This window comes from Streptomyces sp. OfavH-34-F, assembly GCF_022347745.1.
Taxonomy (GTDB): Bacteria; Actinomycetota; Actinomycetes; order Streptomycetales; family Streptomycetaceae; genus Streptomyces.
The window spans coordinates 1-15,399 of sequence record NZ_JAKRGC010000025.1 but is presented as its reverse complement, the minus strand read 5'-3'; the positions used below and the strand labels follow the sequence as shown (position 1 = coordinate 15,399).

The 15,399-nt window shown below is 72.7% G+C and carries 17 protein-coding genes; 2 read left to right on the top strand and 15 right to left on the bottom strand.

Features of this window, described 5'->3' with window-relative positions:
- Positions 1–10: 10 nt before the first annotated feature.
- The 14 genes from MHW47_RS07295 to MHW47_RS07235 form a co-directional block, all read right to left on the bottom strand.
- Positions 11–784: a sirohydrochlorin chelatase gene (locus MHW47_RS07295; protein ID WP_239221807.1), complete on the bottom strand. Its 774-nt coding sequence runs from the start codon at positions 782–784 to the stop codon at positions 11–13.
- Between the two features lie 6 nt (positions 785–790).
- Positions 791–1,699 carry an ABC transporter permease gene (locus tag MHW47_RS07290; RefSeq protein WP_239221806.1) on the bottom strand — a complete coding sequence of 303 codons (909 nt, stop codon included), beginning with the start codon at positions 1,697–1,699 and terminating at the stop codon, positions 791–793.
- Complete coding sequence (locus MHW47_RS07285) at positions 1,686–2,474, bottom strand: ABC transporter ATP-binding protein (protein ID WP_239221805.1); 789 nt, start codon at positions 2,472–2,474, stop codon at positions 1,686–1,688. The genes MHW47_RS07290 and MHW47_RS07285 overlap by 14 nt, the downstream gene beginning before the upstream one ends.
- Before the next feature lie 34 nt (positions 2,475–2,508).
- The gene (locus tag MHW47_RS07280; RefSeq protein ID WP_239221804.1) at positions 2,509–3,615 is read right to left on the bottom strand and encodes an aliphatic sulfonate ABC transporter substrate-binding protein; all 1,107 of its coding nucleotides are present in this window, start codon (positions 3,613–3,615) and stop codon (positions 2,509–2,511) included.
- Between the two features lie 234 nt (positions 3,616–3,849).
- Positions 3,850–5,190: a sulfate adenylyltransferase subunit 1 gene (locus MHW47_RS07275; RefSeq protein ID WP_239221803.1), complete on the bottom strand. Its 1,341-nt coding sequence runs from the start codon at positions 5,188–5,190 to the stop codon at positions 3,850–3,852.
- 1 nt (position 5,191) lies between these two features.
- A complete protein-coding gene (gene cysD, locus MHW47_RS07270) occupies positions 5,192–6,127 on the bottom strand; it encodes a sulfate adenylyltransferase subunit CysD (protein ID WP_239221802.1) in 936 nt (311 codons plus the stop codon).
- Positions 6,124–6,669 (bottom strand): adenylyl-sulfate kinase, encoded by a 546-nt coding sequence (gene cysC / locus MHW47_RS07265; protein ID WP_239221801.1) that lies wholly within the window; start codon positions 6,667–6,669, stop codon positions 6,124–6,126. The genes cysD and cysC overlap by 4 nt, the downstream gene beginning before the upstream one ends.
- 23 nt (positions 6,670–6,692) lie before the next feature.
- The gene (locus tag MHW47_RS07260; protein WP_239221800.1) at positions 6,693–7,409 is read right to left on the bottom strand and encodes a phosphoadenylyl-sulfate reductase; all 717 of its coding nucleotides are present in this window, start codon (positions 7,407–7,409) and stop codon (positions 6,693–6,695) included.
- Positions 7,406–7,585 carry a hypothetical protein gene (locus MHW47_RS07255; protein ID WP_239221799.1) on the bottom strand — a complete coding sequence of 60 codons (180 nt, stop codon included), beginning with the start codon at positions 7,583–7,585 and terminating at the stop codon, positions 7,406–7,408. The genes MHW47_RS07260 and MHW47_RS07255 overlap by 4 nt, the downstream gene beginning before the upstream one ends.
- On the bottom strand, positions 7,582–9,276 hold the full coding sequence (locus MHW47_RS07250) for a nitrite/sulfite reductase (protein ID WP_239221798.1): 1,695 nt from the start codon (positions 9,274–9,276) through the stop codon (positions 7,582–7,584). The genes MHW47_RS07255 and MHW47_RS07250 overlap by 4 nt, the downstream gene beginning before the upstream one ends.
- Before the next feature lie 114 nt (positions 9,277–9,390).
- Entirely contained in the window at positions 9,391–9,474 is an 84-nt protein-coding gene (locus MHW47_RS36075) for a putative leader peptide (protein ID WP_309474722.1), read from the bottom strand.
- 150 nt (positions 9,475–9,624) lie between these two features.
- On the bottom strand, positions 9,625–10,233 hold the full coding sequence (locus tag MHW47_RS07245) for a GNAT family N-acetyltransferase (protein ID WP_239221797.1): 609 nt from the start codon (positions 10,231–10,233) through the stop codon (positions 9,625–9,627).
- 53 nt (positions 10,234–10,286) lie between these two features.
- On the bottom strand, positions 10,287–11,543 hold the full coding sequence (locus MHW47_RS07240) for a helix-turn-helix domain-containing protein (protein ID WP_239221829.1): 1,257 nt from the start codon (positions 11,541–11,543) through the stop codon (positions 10,287–10,289).
- Positions 11,544–11,812: 269 nt separating this feature from the next.
- Positions 11,813–13,459 (bottom strand): acyl-CoA dehydrogenase family protein, encoded by a 1,647-nt coding sequence (locus tag MHW47_RS07235; RefSeq protein ID WP_239221796.1) that lies wholly within the window; start codon positions 13,457–13,459, stop codon positions 11,813–11,815.
- Between the two features lie 17 nt (positions 13,460–13,476).
- Between MHW47_RS07235 and MHW47_RS07230 the strand changes: the two genes are divergently transcribed.
- On the top strand, positions 13,477–14,655 hold the full coding sequence (locus tag MHW47_RS07230) for a YihY/virulence factor BrkB family protein (protein WP_239221795.1): 1,179 nt from the start codon (positions 13,477–13,479) through the stop codon (positions 14,653–14,655).
- A 4-nt stretch (positions 14,656–14,659) separates the two neighbouring features.
- On the opposite strand, the gene MHW47_RS07225 is transcribed toward MHW47_RS07230, so the two are convergent.
- Positions 14,660–15,019, bottom strand: coding sequence for a CU044_2847 family protein (locus MHW47_RS07225; protein WP_239221794.1), 360 nt, complete (start codon positions 15,017–15,019; stop codon positions 14,660–14,662).
- Between the two features lie 55 nt (positions 15,020–15,074).
- Here MHW47_RS07225 and MHW47_RS07220 point away from each other — a divergent pair.
- Positions 15,075–15,399 (top strand): DUF6597 domain-containing transcriptional factor (locus MHW47_RS07220; protein ID WP_374230060.1); only part of this gene is annotated, 325 nt, incomplete at its 3' end.

The window sequence follows — 15,399 nt, the reverse complement described above, 5'->3', positions numbered from 1 at the left end:
CCGGCGCGGCTCAGGCGCTGACCGGGACCGGGACCGGCCGCACTGCCCGCACCCGCGCCTCGTCGTAGCGGTCGAGCAGCAGCCGGGCCAGTTCCGGGGCCGGTCCCAGCACCCCGGCCAGTACCTCGGCGCCGGCCGCCGCCGCCCCCGCCGCGATGCGGTCCGGGAGGCGGCCCGGCGCGATGACGTACGGGGCGACCGCGACGCGGCCGACGCCCTCGGCCCGCAGGGCCCGTACCGCGTCCTCGGTGCGGGACGGGCCCCCGGCACGAACAGCGGAGGCGAACGCAGGCCGCACGGAACACCAACCGGTGTGCCGCAGCTCCCGCGCGATTTCAGCGATCACTGCGATCGCCTCCGGGTCTGATGAGCCCGCCGAGGCCAGGACGAGCCCGGTCGAGCTTCGGTCGCCGGGGCGCCCCCCGGCCTCGCGCAGCCGCCGCTCCAGCGCCGCGTTCAGCAGCGGGGCGGGGCCCAGCACCGCGGCCTGCCGCACCCGCAGCCGGGGCAGCGACGCGCGCGCCTCGCGCAGCACCGCCGGGATGTCCGACTTGGCGTGGAAGGCACGGGTCAGCAGCAGCGGCAGCGCCACCACCTCCGCCCCCTCGGCCGCCAGCCGCTCCAGGACCCGCGGCACCGAGGGCGCGTTGAAGTCCAGGAACCCGGTCTCCACCCGCAGACCAGGCCGCAGCGCCCGTACCCGCGCGGTCAGCGCGTGCACGGTCGCGGCATGCCGGGGATCGCGGCTGCCGTGGGCGATGACGAGGAGGACCGGAGAGGACATGGCGGCTCAGTTCTTGACGAGGAGACCGCGGCTGCGCAGCACCCACCGCTCCAGCGGACTGAAGATGAGCAGGTCGATGGCGATGCCGACGAAGAGGATCAGGATGATGGCGAGGAAGATCCCCGGCATGTCCGCGTTGTTGCGGCCGTTCTCCAGCAACTGGCCCAGGCCCAGGCCCAGTTCCGGGGATGAGGCGATGATCTCGGCGGCCATCAGGGAACGCCAGGAGAACGCCCAGCCCTGCTTCAGCCCCGCCAGATAGCCCGGCAGCGCGGCCGGCATCACGATCAGCCAGGTGCCCCGCAGCCCGGTCGCGCCCAGGGTCCGCCCCGCCCGCAGGAACAGCGGCGGCACCTGGTCGACGCCCGAGACAAGGCCGTTGGCGATCGAGGGCACCGCGCCGAGCAGGATGACCGCGAACATCATCGAGTCGTTCAGCCCGAGCCAGATCACCGCCGGCGCCACCCAGGCCACCGACGGCAGCGACTGGAGCCCGGAGAGGATGGGGCCGATCGCGGCGCGCACGAACCTGACCCGCGCCACCAGCAGCCCCAGCGGCGTACCGATCGCCACCGACAGCAGGAAGCCGAGCAGGCCGCGCGAGACGCTGGTCCACACCACCTCCAGCAGCGTGCCCCGGAGCCACATCTCGCGGGCGCTGTCCCAGACGGCGCCGGGCGACGGCAGCTTGTAGTCCTCCGTCACCTCCGCCCGGACGAGCAGTTCCCAGACGACCAGGACCAGCGCCACCGCGACCAGCGGCGGCAGGACCTTGCGCAGCAGCACCTCGCGGACCGGGGTGCGCTGCACCTGCACGGCGTCCAGGGCGTCCAGCCCGGCCTCCAGGCCGGCCAGGTCGTCCGGCCTGCCCCTGCCGGACTCCGCCTCGTCCGACTTGATGTCAGTGCTCGCCATGACGGCGGATCTCCCCACGCAGTTGTTCGGTGATCTCGACGGACAGCTCCGCGACGGCGGTGTCCTCGATGCGGCGCGGATGCTCGATGCCGACCTCCCACTCGCGGGCGATCCGGCCGGGGCGGGACGAGAGCAGCACCACGCGCTCGGCGAGGCGCACCGCCTCGCGCACGTTGTGCGTGACGAACAGGACCGAGACGTTGGTCTCGCGCCAGATCCGGGTCAGCTCGTCGTGCAGCACGTCGCGGGTGATGGCGTCGAGCGCGGCGAACGGCTCGTCCATCAGCAGCAGCTGGCTGTCCTGGGCGAGCGCGCGGGCCATCGCCACGCGCTGCCGCATGCCGCCGGACAGCTCGTGCACCCGCTTCCCGTACGCCCCGCCCAGCCGGACCAGCTCCAGCAGCCGTTCCGCCTCGCCGCGCCGCTCCGACTTGGGCACCCCGCGCAGGCGCAGGGCCAGTTCGATGTTCTTGCCGGCGGTCAGCCAGGGGAACAGGGCGTGCTCCTGGAACATGAGCGCCGGACGGCCGCCGGGCGTCTCGATGGTCCCCCCGGTCGGCCGGTCGAGCCCGGCCACGAGATTGAGCAGCGTCGACTTGCCGCACCCGGAGGCCCCCAGGAGCGTGACGAACTCGCCGGGAGCGACATCGAGACTGATGTCGTCCAGGACCAGCTGCGTGCCCGCGGGCCCGGCGAAGGACTTCGAGACGTGCGTGATGCGGGCGGCGTGCCCGACCGCGACACGGTCGTCGGCCTTGGTGAGGGTGGTCGCCATGGTCGTCACCTCCTGGGAGTCTTCGGGCGGCCGGTCACTCGGCGCCGAGCCCGGCGTCGTCGACCGCGGGCTTGCCCGCGGCCTTGAGGATCTTGTTGAGCGGCTTCAGGTCGTAGATGCCCTTGAGGTCGGGCTCGGCCAGCAGCCCCGCGTCCACCGCGTGCTTGGCCTGCGCGTCGAGCGTGGCCGCCAGCGGGTCGTCGGTGATCCGGATCGACTTCCAGGCCGGGTCGATGACCTCGGGCGGCAGCGCCTTGCCGGTGAGCTTCCTCAGCGCGGCGTTGGCGGAGTCCTTCGCCTTCTCCGGGTGGTCGTTGATCCAGGTGTTGGTGGTCACGGAGCCGCGCAGTACGGCCTCCACGACGTCCGGGTGCGCGTCGAGGAACTTCTGCGACACGATGATGTTGGTGATCACGAACTTGTCGTCCGGCCACAGCGTGGACTCGTCCAGCAGTTCCTTCGCGCCCTCGGCGATCAGCTTGGACGCGGTCGGCTCGGGCACCCAGGCGCCGTCGATGGACCCGGAGCGGTAGGCGTTGGGCGCCACCTTGTTGTCCGTGCGGATGACGGAGACGTCGCCCTTGCCGCTCTGGGCGTCCACCTTCCAGCCCTGCTCGGAGATCCAGTGGAGGAACGCCACGTCCTGGGTGTTGCCGAGCTGCGGGGTGGCGATCCGCTTGCCCTTGACGTCGGCCGTGGTCCTGATCTTCTCCGGGTTCACGACCAGCTTGACGCCGCCGGACGCGGACCCGCCGATGATCCGCAGGTTCTCGCCCTTGGACTTGACGTAGCCGTTGATGGCCGGCGACGGGCCGATGAAGCCGATATCGATCGAGCCGGCGTTCAGCGCCTCGATCTCGGACGGGCCGGCGTTGAAGACGGCCGTCTTGAGCTGGGTGCCGCCCAGCGCCTTCTGGAACAGCCCCTCCTGGTCGCCCACGAGCGCGGTGGCGTGGGTGAGGTTGGGGAAGTACCCGATGCGCACGGTGTCGACGGAGAGCTTCTCGCCCTTGGCGGTGTGCGCCTTGTCGTCGTCCGCCGCCTGGGAGCCGTAACCGCAGGCGGTCAGCGCCAGGGCCAGCAGGGGCAGGGCGGCGAATGCGGCGACGGCTCGGCGCCGCGTGGTACGGGGGGCAGGCACGGGAGGTGTTCCTCTCGGAGGCCCGGAGCTCACGCCCCTCGTACGTGCGGGGGCGCGGCCGGGAGATCGGCGGGTCTGCGTCTGGACGGGTGGTGCGGTTGGTGCTGCCGGGCGCGCGGGCGGTGCGCGTACGTCATCGCGCACATCGCCCGACACCGCCCTGACCGCTCCCCACCGCGCCGCTGCCGACGCGGCCGCCCTCCTTGGCGAAGGTCGAGAAGACGTCGATGCCCATCAGAAGTCCCACTCCGCGTCGTCGTCCGCGGCCGGCTGCTCCGCCTCGGCGGCGAACGAGGCGCCCGCCATGCCGGCCGACAGCGTGGTCCCGTCCGCCGGGTCGATCAGCAGGAAGGAACCGGTGCGGCGCGAGTCCGCGTACGCGTCGAGCGCGAGCGGCTCGGCGGTCCGGACGACGACCCGGCCGATGTCGTTGGCGACGAGCCTGCCCGGCGCCGGGTGCTGCGACAGGTCGTCCAGGGCCAGCCGGGAGGGGATGTCCTTGACGATCGCCTTGACCGTGCGGGTGGTGTGCTTGAGCAGCACCCGGCGGCCCACGGTGAGCGGCTCGTCCGCGACGTGGCAGACGGTCGCCTCGACGTCCTGGGTGGTGGCCGGGGCGTCGGCGGTCGGGGCGATGAGGTCGCCGCGCGAGACGTCGAGGTCGTCCGTCAGGCGCAGGGTCACCGACTGGGGCGCCCAGGCGACGTTCACGCTCTCGCCGAGCAGGTCGATGCCCTCGACGGTGGTGGTGCGGCCCGAGGGCAGCACGGTCACGGGGTCGCCGACCCGGAACACGCCGGCCGCGATCTGGCCCGCGTAGCCCCGGTAGTCCGGGTGCTCGGCGGTCTGCGGCCGGATCACGTACTGGACGGGGAAGCGGGCGTGGCAGGCGGTCAGGTCGTGGCTGACCGGGACCGTCTCCAGGTGCTCCAGGACCGTCGGGCCGCCGTACCAGTCCATGTTCGCGGACGGCTCGACGACGTTGTCGCCGGCCAGCGCGGATATGGGTATCGCGGTGATCTCGGGCACCCCGAGGGAGGCCGCGTACGCGGTGAACTCCTCGGCGATCGCGGCGAACACCGGCTCCGCGTAGTCGACCAGGTCCATCTTGTTCACGGCGAGCACGACGTGCGGGACGCGCAGCAGCGCGGCGACGGCGGCGTGCCGGCGGGTCTGCTCGACGACGCCGTTGCGGGCGTCGACCAGGACGACGGCCAGCTCGGCGGTGGAGGCGCCGGTGACCATGTTGCGGGTGTACTGCACATGGCCGGGGGTGTCGGCGAGGATGAACCGGCGCCGGGCGGTGGCGAAGTAGCGGTAGGCCACGTCGATGGTGATGCCCTGCTCGCGCTCGGCGCGCAGGCCGTCGGTCAGCAGCGCCAGGTCCGGCGCCTCCTGGCCGCGGTTGCGCGAGGCGTGCTCGACGGCCTCCAGCTGGTCGGTGAGGACCGACTTGGAGTCGTGCAGCAGCCGCCCGACGAGCGTGGACTTGCCGTCGTCCACCGACCCCGCGGTGGCGAACCGCAGCAGGGTGGTGGCCGCGAGCAGTTCGGCCGACTGGGTGGGCGTGGTCATCTTAGAAGTACCCCTCGCGCTTGCGGTCTTCCATCGCGGCCTCGGACATCTTGTCGTCGGCGCGGGTGGCGCCCCGTTCGGTGAGCCGGGAGGCGGCGATCTCGGCGATCACCGCGTCCAGCGTGGTGGCGTCGGAGTCCACGGCGCCGGTGCAGGACATGTCGCCGACGGTGCGGTAGCGCACCTGCCGGGTCTCGGTCCGCTCGTGCTCCTTGGGCCCGCCCCAGTCGCCCGCGGTCAGCCACATGCCGGAGCGGTTGAAGACCTCGCGCTCGTGGGCGAAGTAGATCGACGGGAGCTCGATGGCCTCGCGCTGGATGTACTGCCAGACGTCCAGCTCGGTCCAGTTGGAGATCGGGAAGACGCGTACGTGTTCGCCGGGGGCGTGCCGGCCGTTGTAGAGCTGCCACAGTTCGGGGCGCTGGCGGCGCGGGTCCCACTGGGAGAACTCGTCGCGCAGGGAGAAGACGCGTTCCTTGGCGCGGGCCTTCTCCTCGTCGCGCCGGCCGCCGCCGAAGACGGCGTCGAAGCGGTGCTGCTGGATGGCCTCGGTCAGCGGCACGGTCTGCAGCGGGTTGCGGGTGCCGTCGGGGCGCTCGCGGAGCTTGCCCGCGTCGATGTACTCCTGCACCGACGCCACGTGCAGCCGCAGCCCGTGCTCGGCGACCACCCGGTCGCGGTAGGCCAGCACCTCGGGGAAGTTGTGCCCGGTGTCCACGTGCAGCAGGGCGAACGGCACCGGCGCGGGCGCGAACGCCTTGAGCGCCAGGTGCAGCATCAGGATGGAGTCCTTGCCGCCGGAGAACAGGATCACCGGCTTCTCGAACTCGCCCGCCACCTCGCGGAAGATGTGCACCGCCTCGGACTCCAGGGAGTCCAGGTGGCTCAGCGCGTACGGATGGTCGGTGCCCTCTTCCACAGTCGCGACGGTCGTCACGCCGCACCCCTCTCGCTCAGCAGCGCGTACAGCTCCGCCGCGGACTCCTGCACGGTCTGGCGGTGCGACTCGATGCGCAGATCGGGCGACTCGGGTGCCTCGTAGGGGTCGTCCACCCCGGTCAGCCCGGATATCTCGCCCGCCGCCTGCTTGGCGTACAGCCCCTTCACGTCGCGCTCCGAGCACACCTCGACCGGCGTGGCCACGTGCACCTCCAGATACGCGGTGCCCTCGGCCTCGTGCCGCTTGCGGACGGCGTCCCTGCTGTCCGCGTACGGGGCGATGACCGGCACCAGGACCTTGACGCCGTTGGCCGCCAGCAGTTCGGCGACGAAGCCGATCCGCTGGACGTTGGTGTGCCGGTCCTCGCGGGAGAAGCCCAGGCCGGCCGAGAGGAACTCGCGGATCTCGTCGCCGTCGAGCACCTCCACCCGGTGCCCCTCGGCGCGCAGCCGCCCGGCGAGTTCGTACGCGATGGTGGTCTTGCCGGCGCTCGGCAGACCGGTCAGCCAGACGGTGGCTCCCGTCCCCGTCACGCTCATCGAATTCTCCTGATCAGTCGTCATCAGCCGTGCAGCCCGCACTCGGTCTTGCCCCGCCCGGCCCAGCGGCCGGCCCGCGCGTCCTCGCCCTCCAGCACCCGGCGGGTGCAGGGCGCGCAGCCGACGGAGGCGTAGCCGTCCATCAGCAGCGGGTTGGTGAGCACCCCGTGCTCGGCGACGTAGGCGTCGACGTCGTCCTGGGTCCAGCGGGCGATGGGCGAGATCTTGACCTTCCGGCGCTTCTCGTCCCAGCCGACCACCGGGGTGCCGGCCCGGGTCGGGGACTCGTCGCGGCGCAGCCCGGTCGCCCAGGCCGTGTAGCGGGTCAGGCCCTCCTCCAGCGGCCGGACCTTGCGCAGCTTGCAGCAGAGGTCGGGGTCGCGGTCGTGCAGCTTCGGCCCGTACGCGGCGTCCTGCTCGGCGACCGTCTGGCGCGGGGTCAGCGTGATGACGTTGACGTCCATCACGGCGTCCACCGCGTCCCGGGTGCCGATGGTCTCCTCGAAGTGGTAGCCGGTGTCGAGGAACACCACGTCCACGCCGGGCATGGCCCGCGAGGCGAGGTGGGCGACGACCGCGTCCTCCATCGAGGAGGTGACGCAGAACCGCTTGCCGAAGGTGTCGGCGGCCCACGTGAGGATGTCGAGCGCGGAGGCGTCCTCCAGCTCGCGCCCGGCCCGCTCGGCCAGCGCCCTCAGCTCGTCGTCGGTGAGCGTGTCCACTTCCTGAGTGACCGTCATATCCCGTCCCCTCCCACGTCGTTGCGCTGCAGTCCCCGGCTCAGCAGGCCCAGGAACGTGAGCTGGAACGCGCGGTTGCAGGAGGCGCATTCCCATGCTCCGTGCCCCTTCTCGTGCGGGCGCAGGTCCTCGTCGCCGCAGTAGGGGCAGTGGAACGGGGCGGCGCGCTCGCTCATGACAGCGACTCCGCGCTCGCGCGGGCGGCCCAGGCGGCGAAGCGCTCGCCCTCCTCGCGCTCGGCCCGGAACCGGGTCAGGACGCGCTCGATGTAGTCGGGCAGGTCGTCGGAGGTGACCTTGAGGCCGCGCACCTTGCGGCCGAAGGCGGCGTCCAGGCCGAGCGAGCCGCCGAGGTGGACCTGGAAGCCGCCGACCTGCTCGCCGTCCTCGGTCATCATCAGCTGGCCCTTGAGGCCGATGTCCGCGGTCTGGATGCGGGCGCAGGCGTTCGGGCAGCCGTTGATGTTGATGGTGATCGGCTCGTCGAAGTCCGGGAGGCGGCGCTCCAGTTCGTCGATGAGGTCGCTGCCGCGCTGCTTGGTGTCGACGATCGCCAGCTTGCAGAACTCGATGCCGGTGCAGGCCATCGTGCCGCGCCGGAACGGCGAGGGGTTCACCCGCAGGTCCATCGCCTCCAGGCTCTCGACCAGCGAGGTCACCCGGTCCTCGGGGACGTCCAGGATGATCAGCTTCTGCTCGACCGTGGTGGAGACCCGGCCGGAGCCGTGTGCCTCGGCCAGCTCCGCGATCTTGCCGATCTGGGAGCCGTCCAGCCGGCCGACGCGCGGGGCGCAGCCCACGTAGAAGCGGCCGTCCTTCTGCCGGTGCACGCCCATGTGGTCGCGCCAGCGCTGCTTGGGCTGCTCGGGGGCGGGCCCGTCGCTCAGCTTGCGCAGCAGGTACTCGTCCTCCAGGATCTGGCGGAACTTCTCCGGGCCCCAGTCGGCGACCAGGAACTTCAGCCGGGCGCGGTTGCGCAGCCGGCGGTAGCCGTAGTCGCGGAAGATGGAGGTCACGCCCTCCCAGACGTCCGGCACGTCCTCCTCGGGCACCCAGGCGCCCAGACGCACCCCGAACCGGGGGTTGGTGGACAGGCCGCCGCCGACCCACAGGTCGAAGCCGGGGCCGTGCTCGGGGTGGACGACGCCGACGAACGAGATGTCGTTGATCTCGTGCGCCACGTCCAGCACGGGCGAGCCGGAGACCGCGGTCTTGTACTTGCGGGGCAGGTTGGAGAAGCGCGGGTCGCCGATGTAGCGGCGGGCGATCTCGTCGAGGGCGGCGGTGCCGTCGATGATCTCGTCCTCGGCCACGCCCGCGACGGGCGAACCCAGCATGCCGCGCGGGCAGTCGCCGCACGCCTCGGTGGTGGACAGGCCGACGGCCTCCAGCTCACGCCAGATGGCCGGCACGTCCTCGATGCGCACCCAGTGCAGCTGGATGTTCTGACGGTCCGTGATGTCCGCCGAGCCCCGCGCGTACTTCTGGGAAACCTGGCCTATGACGCGGAGCTGGGCGGTGGTGAGCCGGCCCCCGGTCACCCGGACCCGCAGCATGAAGTACTTGTCCTCGAGCTCCTCCGGCTCCAGCGCGCCGGTGTGGCCGCCGTCGATCCCGGGACGGCGCTGGGTGTAGAGGCCCCACCAACGGAAGCGCCCGCGCAGGTCGTTGGGGTCGATGGAGTCGAAGCCGCGCTTGGAGTAAATCGTCTCAATGCGTGTCCGCACATTGAGACCGTCGTCATCCCGCTTGAACTGCTCGGTGCCGTTCAGCGGCGTCATGTACCCCAGGCCCCACTGACCTTCGCCACGGTGCCGACCGGCCTTGCGGCGTGGCGTGGCGGTAGCAGGCTGTTCGGTGCTGGCCATGGCAAATACGTCCTTCGGGACTGCAGGAGGGCGGCTCTGAACTGCACACTCGCGTGAGGCGCGGCGGTGCGCAGGGCTGAACTGGGCAAGGGGATCGCGGCGGTGCTGGGACTCTCAGCTCACCGGACAGATGGCGCTGGACATGCGGCCGAGGTCGACGTGGCGCCGACTCACCAAGGCAATTCCAGTTCCGGACATGACGGAAGCGTGTCATGGCAATCTCGCGGCAGTCCACCACTATCCATGATGTGGACGAGACTGTCCCGGTCAGTGAGACGCTGTGGCGCCCGTCACGGACATGGCGGACATCAGAGGTGGTGCGTAAAAGCGGACAAGCAAGGGGATTTGCTATCCAAGCGGCTCGCGGTCGGCGCCCGGCCACGGCCCCGGCGTGGCCACCGGTTCCTCCAGTTCCGTCCGGGTGTCGAACAGCCGGAAGCCGCGCCTGCGGTAGTTCTCCATGGCGTGCGGCCCGTCCTTGGAACAGGTGTGCAGCCACACCCGCTTCGTCGCCGGACGCTCCGGCCACCGCTCGGCCAGGTCCCAGGCGCGGGCCGTCCCGTACGACAGCAGATGGCCGCCGATCCGGCGCCCCCGGAACGCCGGGATCAGCCCGAAGTACATGATCTCCACGACCCCGTCGTCCTGCGGGTCCAGCTCGATGTAGCCGGCCGGCGTGCCGTCGGCGTACGCCACCCAGGTCTCCGCGCCCGGCCGCTCCAGCGCCTCGCGCCACTGCGCGTACGTCATGCCCAGCCGGTCCGTCCACCGGACGTCACCGCCGACCGCCGTGTACAGGAACCGGCTGAACTCGGGCAGCGGCACCCCGGACCGCATGATCCGGACATCCCCCTCCGGCACGGCGGACGGCCGCAGATCGTCGGGGGAGGTCTGCTCCAGGGACCAGACGGTCACCTCTTCGAGGGCCGGTCCTGCGGCACGTACGGGGTCGTTCATGGCAGCCAGACAACCATGCCCGGGCCGCCGGGCGGAACCCGGGGCCCCGCCCCTCAGCCGGCCCCGCGCGCCGCCGCCACCACCGGCGCGCTGGAGCGCGGCAGCAGGTCCGCCGGGTCCTCCGGCTCGACGACCTCCACCTCCACGCCCTCCACGAAGCGGTACGGGCGGTGCGCCAGCACCTCGGCGAGATGGCGCCGCAGCCGCGACATCTCCGCCCGCACCGTCACCGTCCGGGTCGCGTCGCCGAACAGGTCCTGCGCCAGCTCGGACGCCGTACGCCCCTCCCGGTGCAGCGCCAGCGCGTACAGCAGCTCGGCGTGGCGCGGCGAGAGCCGCTGCGCCCAGGTGCCCACCGGGCCGACCACGTTCACCGCGAGCGCGCGCGGACGGCTCAGATCCAGCACCACCCGGCGCGGCGGGCTGTCCATCGCCCCGTCCGCCACCTGCACCAGCCAGCCGCCCGGCAGCGGCTCCACCCGGCACATCCCCAGCGACGGCAGCCACACCCGGCCCGGCCCCAGCGACTTCGGCAGCGGCAGCCGCTCCACCGGCGGCATCCCCGTCACCGCCGCCGTCCAGCCGTGGCCGTCCACCGCCACCGCCCGGCCGCCCAGCCGGCCCAGGATCGGCGCCGCCACCGCGCGCAGCCGGTCCACCGCCTCCAGATGCCGGACCCGGATCTCGCTCTCCGCCAGCCGCGCCACCGACCGCACCAGCGCCAGCGTCGTCGGATGGAAGGTGGACGCGGGCCCGCTGATGTCCACGATGCCCATCAGCCGCCCGTCGCGCGGATCGTGGACCGGCGCCGCCGCACACGTCCAGCCGTGCAGGCTGCGCACGAAGTGCTCCGCCGAGTGCACCTGCACCGGGGCGCGGGAGGCCAGCGCCGTACCGATCGCGTTGGTGCCGGTGATCTCCTCGGACCAGGCGGCGCCCTCCGCGAGGCAGATGCCGTCCGCCCGGCGCAGCACCGCGGTGTTGCCCTCGCGCCACAGCACCCGGCCGTCCACGTCGGTCACCACCATGATCTGCTGCGAGGCGTCCGCGATGTTCGTCAGCCCGTCGCTGAGCAGCGGCATCACCTCGCCCAGCGTGGAGCTGCGGCGCCGGTGCTCGATCTCTTCCGCCTCCAGCAGCCTGCTGTGCGTCGTCTGCTCGGGATCGATCCCGCTGCGCAGCACCCGGTCCCAGGATGCCCCGATCTCCGCACGCGGCACCGCGGGCATCCGGTCGCCCGCCATCCGCGCCTCACGGGCCCGGTGCACCAGGCGCCTGGCCCCCGCGCTCTCCTGGATGCCCAGCCGCATCACGCCGGGCGGAGTCGTCTCCACGCGCGTTCCCCCTCACCCCGCAGCGGGCCCCGTCCGGGGACCGCGCCCCATCCTGCCGCCACTCGTGGCCTTGCCACCGCAACTCCACACAATGGTTGCAACCCTCTGCAACTCTGGCGAGCGCCCCCGGGTCCGTACAAGAGTGGCGGTACACCGTACCGACGGGCCCCCGGCCCCAGGTCCGGTGTGTACAGCATGGGGGGTGGTGCCGTGTCGGCGCAGCACCACCCCCCGTCGCTGTCCCCTCAGGCCGCCCCCGCTCCCTCCGGCCGGGCCCGGTCCACGACCGCCGCCAGGTCCAGGGTGTGCGGCAGCGTCCCGAAGACCGCGCCCCCGTCCCCGCCCAGGCGCGCCGCGCAGAAGGCGTCCGCCACCTCCGGCGGCGCCCAGCGCACCAGCAGCGAACCCTGGAGCACCAGCGCCATGCGCTCCACCACCCGGCGCGCCCGCGCCTCGACCCCCGCCAGATCGGCCAGCTCCGTCAGCATGTCCCTGATCGCCGCGTCCAGCCGGTGGTCGGCGCCGCGCGCCCGCCCGATCTCCCGGAGGAACGCGTCGAGCGCGAGCGGTTCGCTCCGCAGCACCCCCAGCACGTCCAGCGCCTGGACGTTCGCCGAGCCCGCCCGGATCGACGGGAGCGGCGCCTCCCGCAGCAGCCGGGGCATCCCCGACTCCTCCACGTAGCCGTTGCCGCCCAGGCACTCCAGCGCCTCGCCCACCACCGGGGCGCACCGCTTGGTCACCCAGTACGCGGCCGCCGGCACCGCGAGCCGCAGGAACGCCGACTCGCCCTCGCCGCCGTCGTCGTACGCGGCGGCGAGCCGCATCGCCAGCACGGTCGCCGCCTCCGACTCCAGCGCCAGATCGGCCAGCACGTTGCGCATCAGCGGCTTGTCCGCGAGCGGGCCGCCGAACGCCGAGCGGTGCGCCGTGTGATGGACGGCCCGCGCCACCGCCTGCCGCATCAGCGCCGCCGACCCGGTCACACAGTCCAGCCGGGTCGCCGCCAGCGTCCCGGCCACCGTGCGCAACCCCTGCCCCTCCTCACCGATCCGGCGCGCCCACGTCCCCGCGAACTCGACCTCCGCCGAGGCCTCGGACCGGCTGCCCAGGGTGTCCTTGAGCCGCTGGAGCAGGAAGGAGTTGCGGCCGCCGTCCGGCAGCACCCGGGGCAGCAGGAAGCAGGTGAGGCCGCCGGGCGCCTGCGCCAGGACCAGGAAACCGTCGGACATCGGCGCGGAGCAGAACCACTTGTGCCCGGTCAGCAGGTACTCGCCCGCGCCGGACAGCGGCTCGGCGCGCGTGGTGCCCGCCCCCAGGTCCGAGCCGCCCTGCTTCTCCGTCGCGCCCCACCCCAGCAGCGCCCCGGCCTTCTCCCCGGCCGGCCGCAGCCCCGCGTCGTACACCCGCGAGGTCAGCAGCGGCTCCCACACGGCCGCCACTTCCGGCTCGGCGCGCAGGGCGGGCACCGCCGCGTGCGTCGTCGACAGCGGGCCGCCGTGCCCGGCCTCCGCCTGGGTCCAGACCAGGAACCCCGCCGCCCGGCGCACATGCCCGCCCGGCCGGTCCCAGGCGCCGGTCAGCCCCGCGCCGACGGCGTGGCCGAGCAGCCGGTGCCGGGCCGGGTGGTACTCCACCTCGTCCACGCGGTGCCCGTAGCGGTCGTGGGTGCGCAGCCTCGGCGGGTTCTCGTCCGCCCGCGCCCCCCAGGACGCCGCCTGCGCCGAACCGGCCGACCGGCCGAGCGCCGACAGCTCCTGCCGCGCCCCGTCCAGCACCTCGGGCGGAAGATGACGTTCCACGGCCTCCCCGAGCACCCGGTCGGCGCTGAAGACGTCATAGCCGAGCAGGGGAGGGGCCTGGTTGGACACGGTGTGGGTGGTGGCTGCCATGCCGATACGGTAAAGAGGTGCAGGCAGCAGACGAAACACCCGAACGACCACCGGGCCGGCTCCACCGGGCCCGAGTCCTCTACCGCAACGTATCCAAGCGGCAGCTCGCCTGGCAGTTGCTCAAGGACACGGTCAACTCGTGCATGGAGTACCGCATCCTCGGACTCGCCGCCGAAGCGGCGTTCTTCACCCTGCTGTCCCTGCCCCCGCTGCTCCTGGGCCTGATCGGGCTGCTCGGATACGTGGACGAGTGGACCAGCACCACCACGGTCGCCTCCATCGAGCGCAACATCCTCAGCGCGGCGCACACCGTGCTCTCCGAACGCGGCGTCAACGAGTTCGCGAAACCGCTGCTGGCCGACGTCACCACGGGCGCCCGGCCCGACGTCATCTCCATCGGCTTCGCCATCGCCCTGTGGTCCGGCTCCCGCGCGGTGAACGTCTTCATCGACACCATCACCGTCATGTACGGGCTCGACGGCCAGCGCGGCATCGTCAAGACCCGGATGCTCGCCTTCCTGCTGTACGTGGTGGCGCTGCTGCTCGGCGCGGTGGTGCTGCCGCTGCTCGTGGTGGGCCCCGACCGGGTCGTGGAGTTCATACCGTGGGGCACCGAGCTGATAAGCGTCCTGTACTGGCCGCTGGTGATCGTGCTGTCCGTCGCCTTCCTCACCACCCTCTACCACGTGTCCGTACCGGTGCGCTCACCGTGGATCGAGGACATGCCGGGCGCCCTGGTGGCGCTGGCGATGTGGGTGCTGGGCAGCTTCCTGCTGCGGATCTACCTCACCAGTACGGTGGAGGGCCCCACGATCTACGGATCGCTGGCCGCGCCGATCGCGGTCCTGCTCTGGATCGGCATCTCCGCCTTCGCCGTGCTGGTCGGCGCCGCCGTCAACGCGGCCATCGACCGGGTCTGGCCCTCCGTCGCCACGGCCGCCGCCCGCGCCGCCAACGACCGGGTGCGCGCCGCCCAGGCCGCCGAGTTCGTGGCCCGCACCCGGGCGGAGAGCTGGCACGGCGGCCCGCTGGACGACGACGAGGCGGACGACGAGGGCGACGAGGGCGACAGCCCGTACATGCCCTCCGAGTTCCCCGAGCGGTGGTCGCGGTTCCTGCCCCCGGACGACGTGAAGTCCCGGCTGCACGCCCGCGAGAAGGACGCCGACCGGACGGCGAACCCGTACGACGAGTGACGGGCTATTCGGCCGCGGGGGCCGGCGGGGCCGTCCGGTCCGCCGCCCCCGGCGACCAGGACAGCTTCACCGTCAGATGGCCCTCCAGGGCGCTGCGGGCGATCACCGCCCCCGCCTCCGAGGTGATCTTCACGCCGAACTCCAGCTCCACCCCGTCCGGCCGCAGCGTCCCGTCCCGGAACACCGCGAGCGCCGACTCGGCCGCCGAACGGATGCCCTCCAGCGCGCTGTCGAACGTCCGCCCCGCCCGGGCCAGGGCGTGCCCCCCGTCCCGCGACACCAGCCGCGCACCCGGGGCATGACGGTCCACCTCCACGGTCACCGTCGCCCCGCTCTCCGTGGTGAACTCCATCAGTGACGCCATGACCGCCCCCGTAGCCGCGTACACGTGTACCGCCTGCGCCGACGACACTAGCGCCATGGCAGACGACTACACAGAGCGCGTCTCGCGCCTGGACGGCGCCACGGTGTGGACCCTCACCACCGCGCCGGGCACCGTCCACCCGGTCCTTCCGGACGGCTGCATGGACCTGCTCTGGAGCGGGGAGCGGCTGCTCGTCGCCGGACCGGACACCTGCGCCGCGCCCTCCTCCGGCACCGGGGGCAGCTGGGCCGGGGTCCGCTTCGCCCCCGGCACCGCCCCCGCCCTGCTCGGCGTGGACGCGGCGGAACTGCGCGACCGCCGGGTTCCGCTCGACGCCCTCTGGGACGGCGCCCGCGTCCGCCGCCTCACCGAACGCGTCG

Bases quoted from the DNA above. Each gene is read 5' to 3' on its own strand.
- MHW47_RS36075 (WP_309474722.1), bottom strand. From the start codon at position 9,474: ATGTCCGGAACTGGAATTGCCTTGGTGAGTCGGCGCCACGTCGACCTC.
- MHW47_RS07290 (WP_239221806.1), bottom strand. From the start codon at position 1,699: ATGGCGAGCACTGACATCAAGTCGGACGAGGCGGAGTCCGGCAGGGGC.
- MHW47_RS07235 (WP_239221796.1), bottom strand. From the start codon at position 13,459: ATGGCAGCCACCACCCACACCGTGTCCAACCAGGCCCCTCCCCTGCTC.
- MHW47_RS07295 (WP_239221807.1), bottom strand. From the start codon at position 784: ATGTCCTCTCCGGTCCTCCTCGTCATCGCCCACGGCAGCCGCGATCCC.
- MHW47_RS07245 (WP_239221797.1), bottom strand. From the start codon at position 10,233: ATGAACGACCCCGTACGTGCCGCAGGACCGGCCCTCGAAGAGGTGACC.
- cysC (WP_239221801.1), bottom strand. From the start codon at position 6,669: ATGAGCGTGACGGGGACGGGAGCCACCGTCTGGCTGACCGGTCTGCCG.
- MHW47_RS07285 (WP_239221805.1), bottom strand. From the start codon at position 2,474: ATGGCGACCACCCTCACCAAGGCCGACGACCGTGTCGCGGTCGGGCAC.
- MHW47_RS07250 (WP_239221798.1), bottom strand. From the start codon at position 9,276: ATGGCCAGCACCGAACAGCCTGCTACCGCCACGCCACGCCGCAAGGCC.
- MHW47_RS07240 (WP_239221829.1), bottom strand. From the start codon at position 11,543: ATGCGGCTGGGCATCCAGGAGAGCGCGGGGGCCAGGCGCCTGGTGCAC.
- MHW47_RS07255 (WP_239221799.1), bottom strand. From the start codon at position 7,585: ATGAGCGAGCGCGCCGCCCCGTTCCACTGCCCCTACTGCGGCGACGAG.
- MHW47_RS07275 (WP_239221803.1), bottom strand. From the start codon at position 5,190: ATGACCACGCCCACCCAGTCGGCCGAACTGCTCGCGGCCACCACCCTG.
- MHW47_RS07260 (WP_239221800.1), bottom strand. From the start codon at position 7,409: ATGACGGTCACTCAGGAAGTGGACACGCTCACCGACGACGAGCTGAGG.
- MHW47_RS07225 (WP_239221794.1), bottom strand. From the start codon at position 15,019: ATGGCGTCACTGATGGAGTTCACCACGGAGAGCGGGGCGACGGTGACC.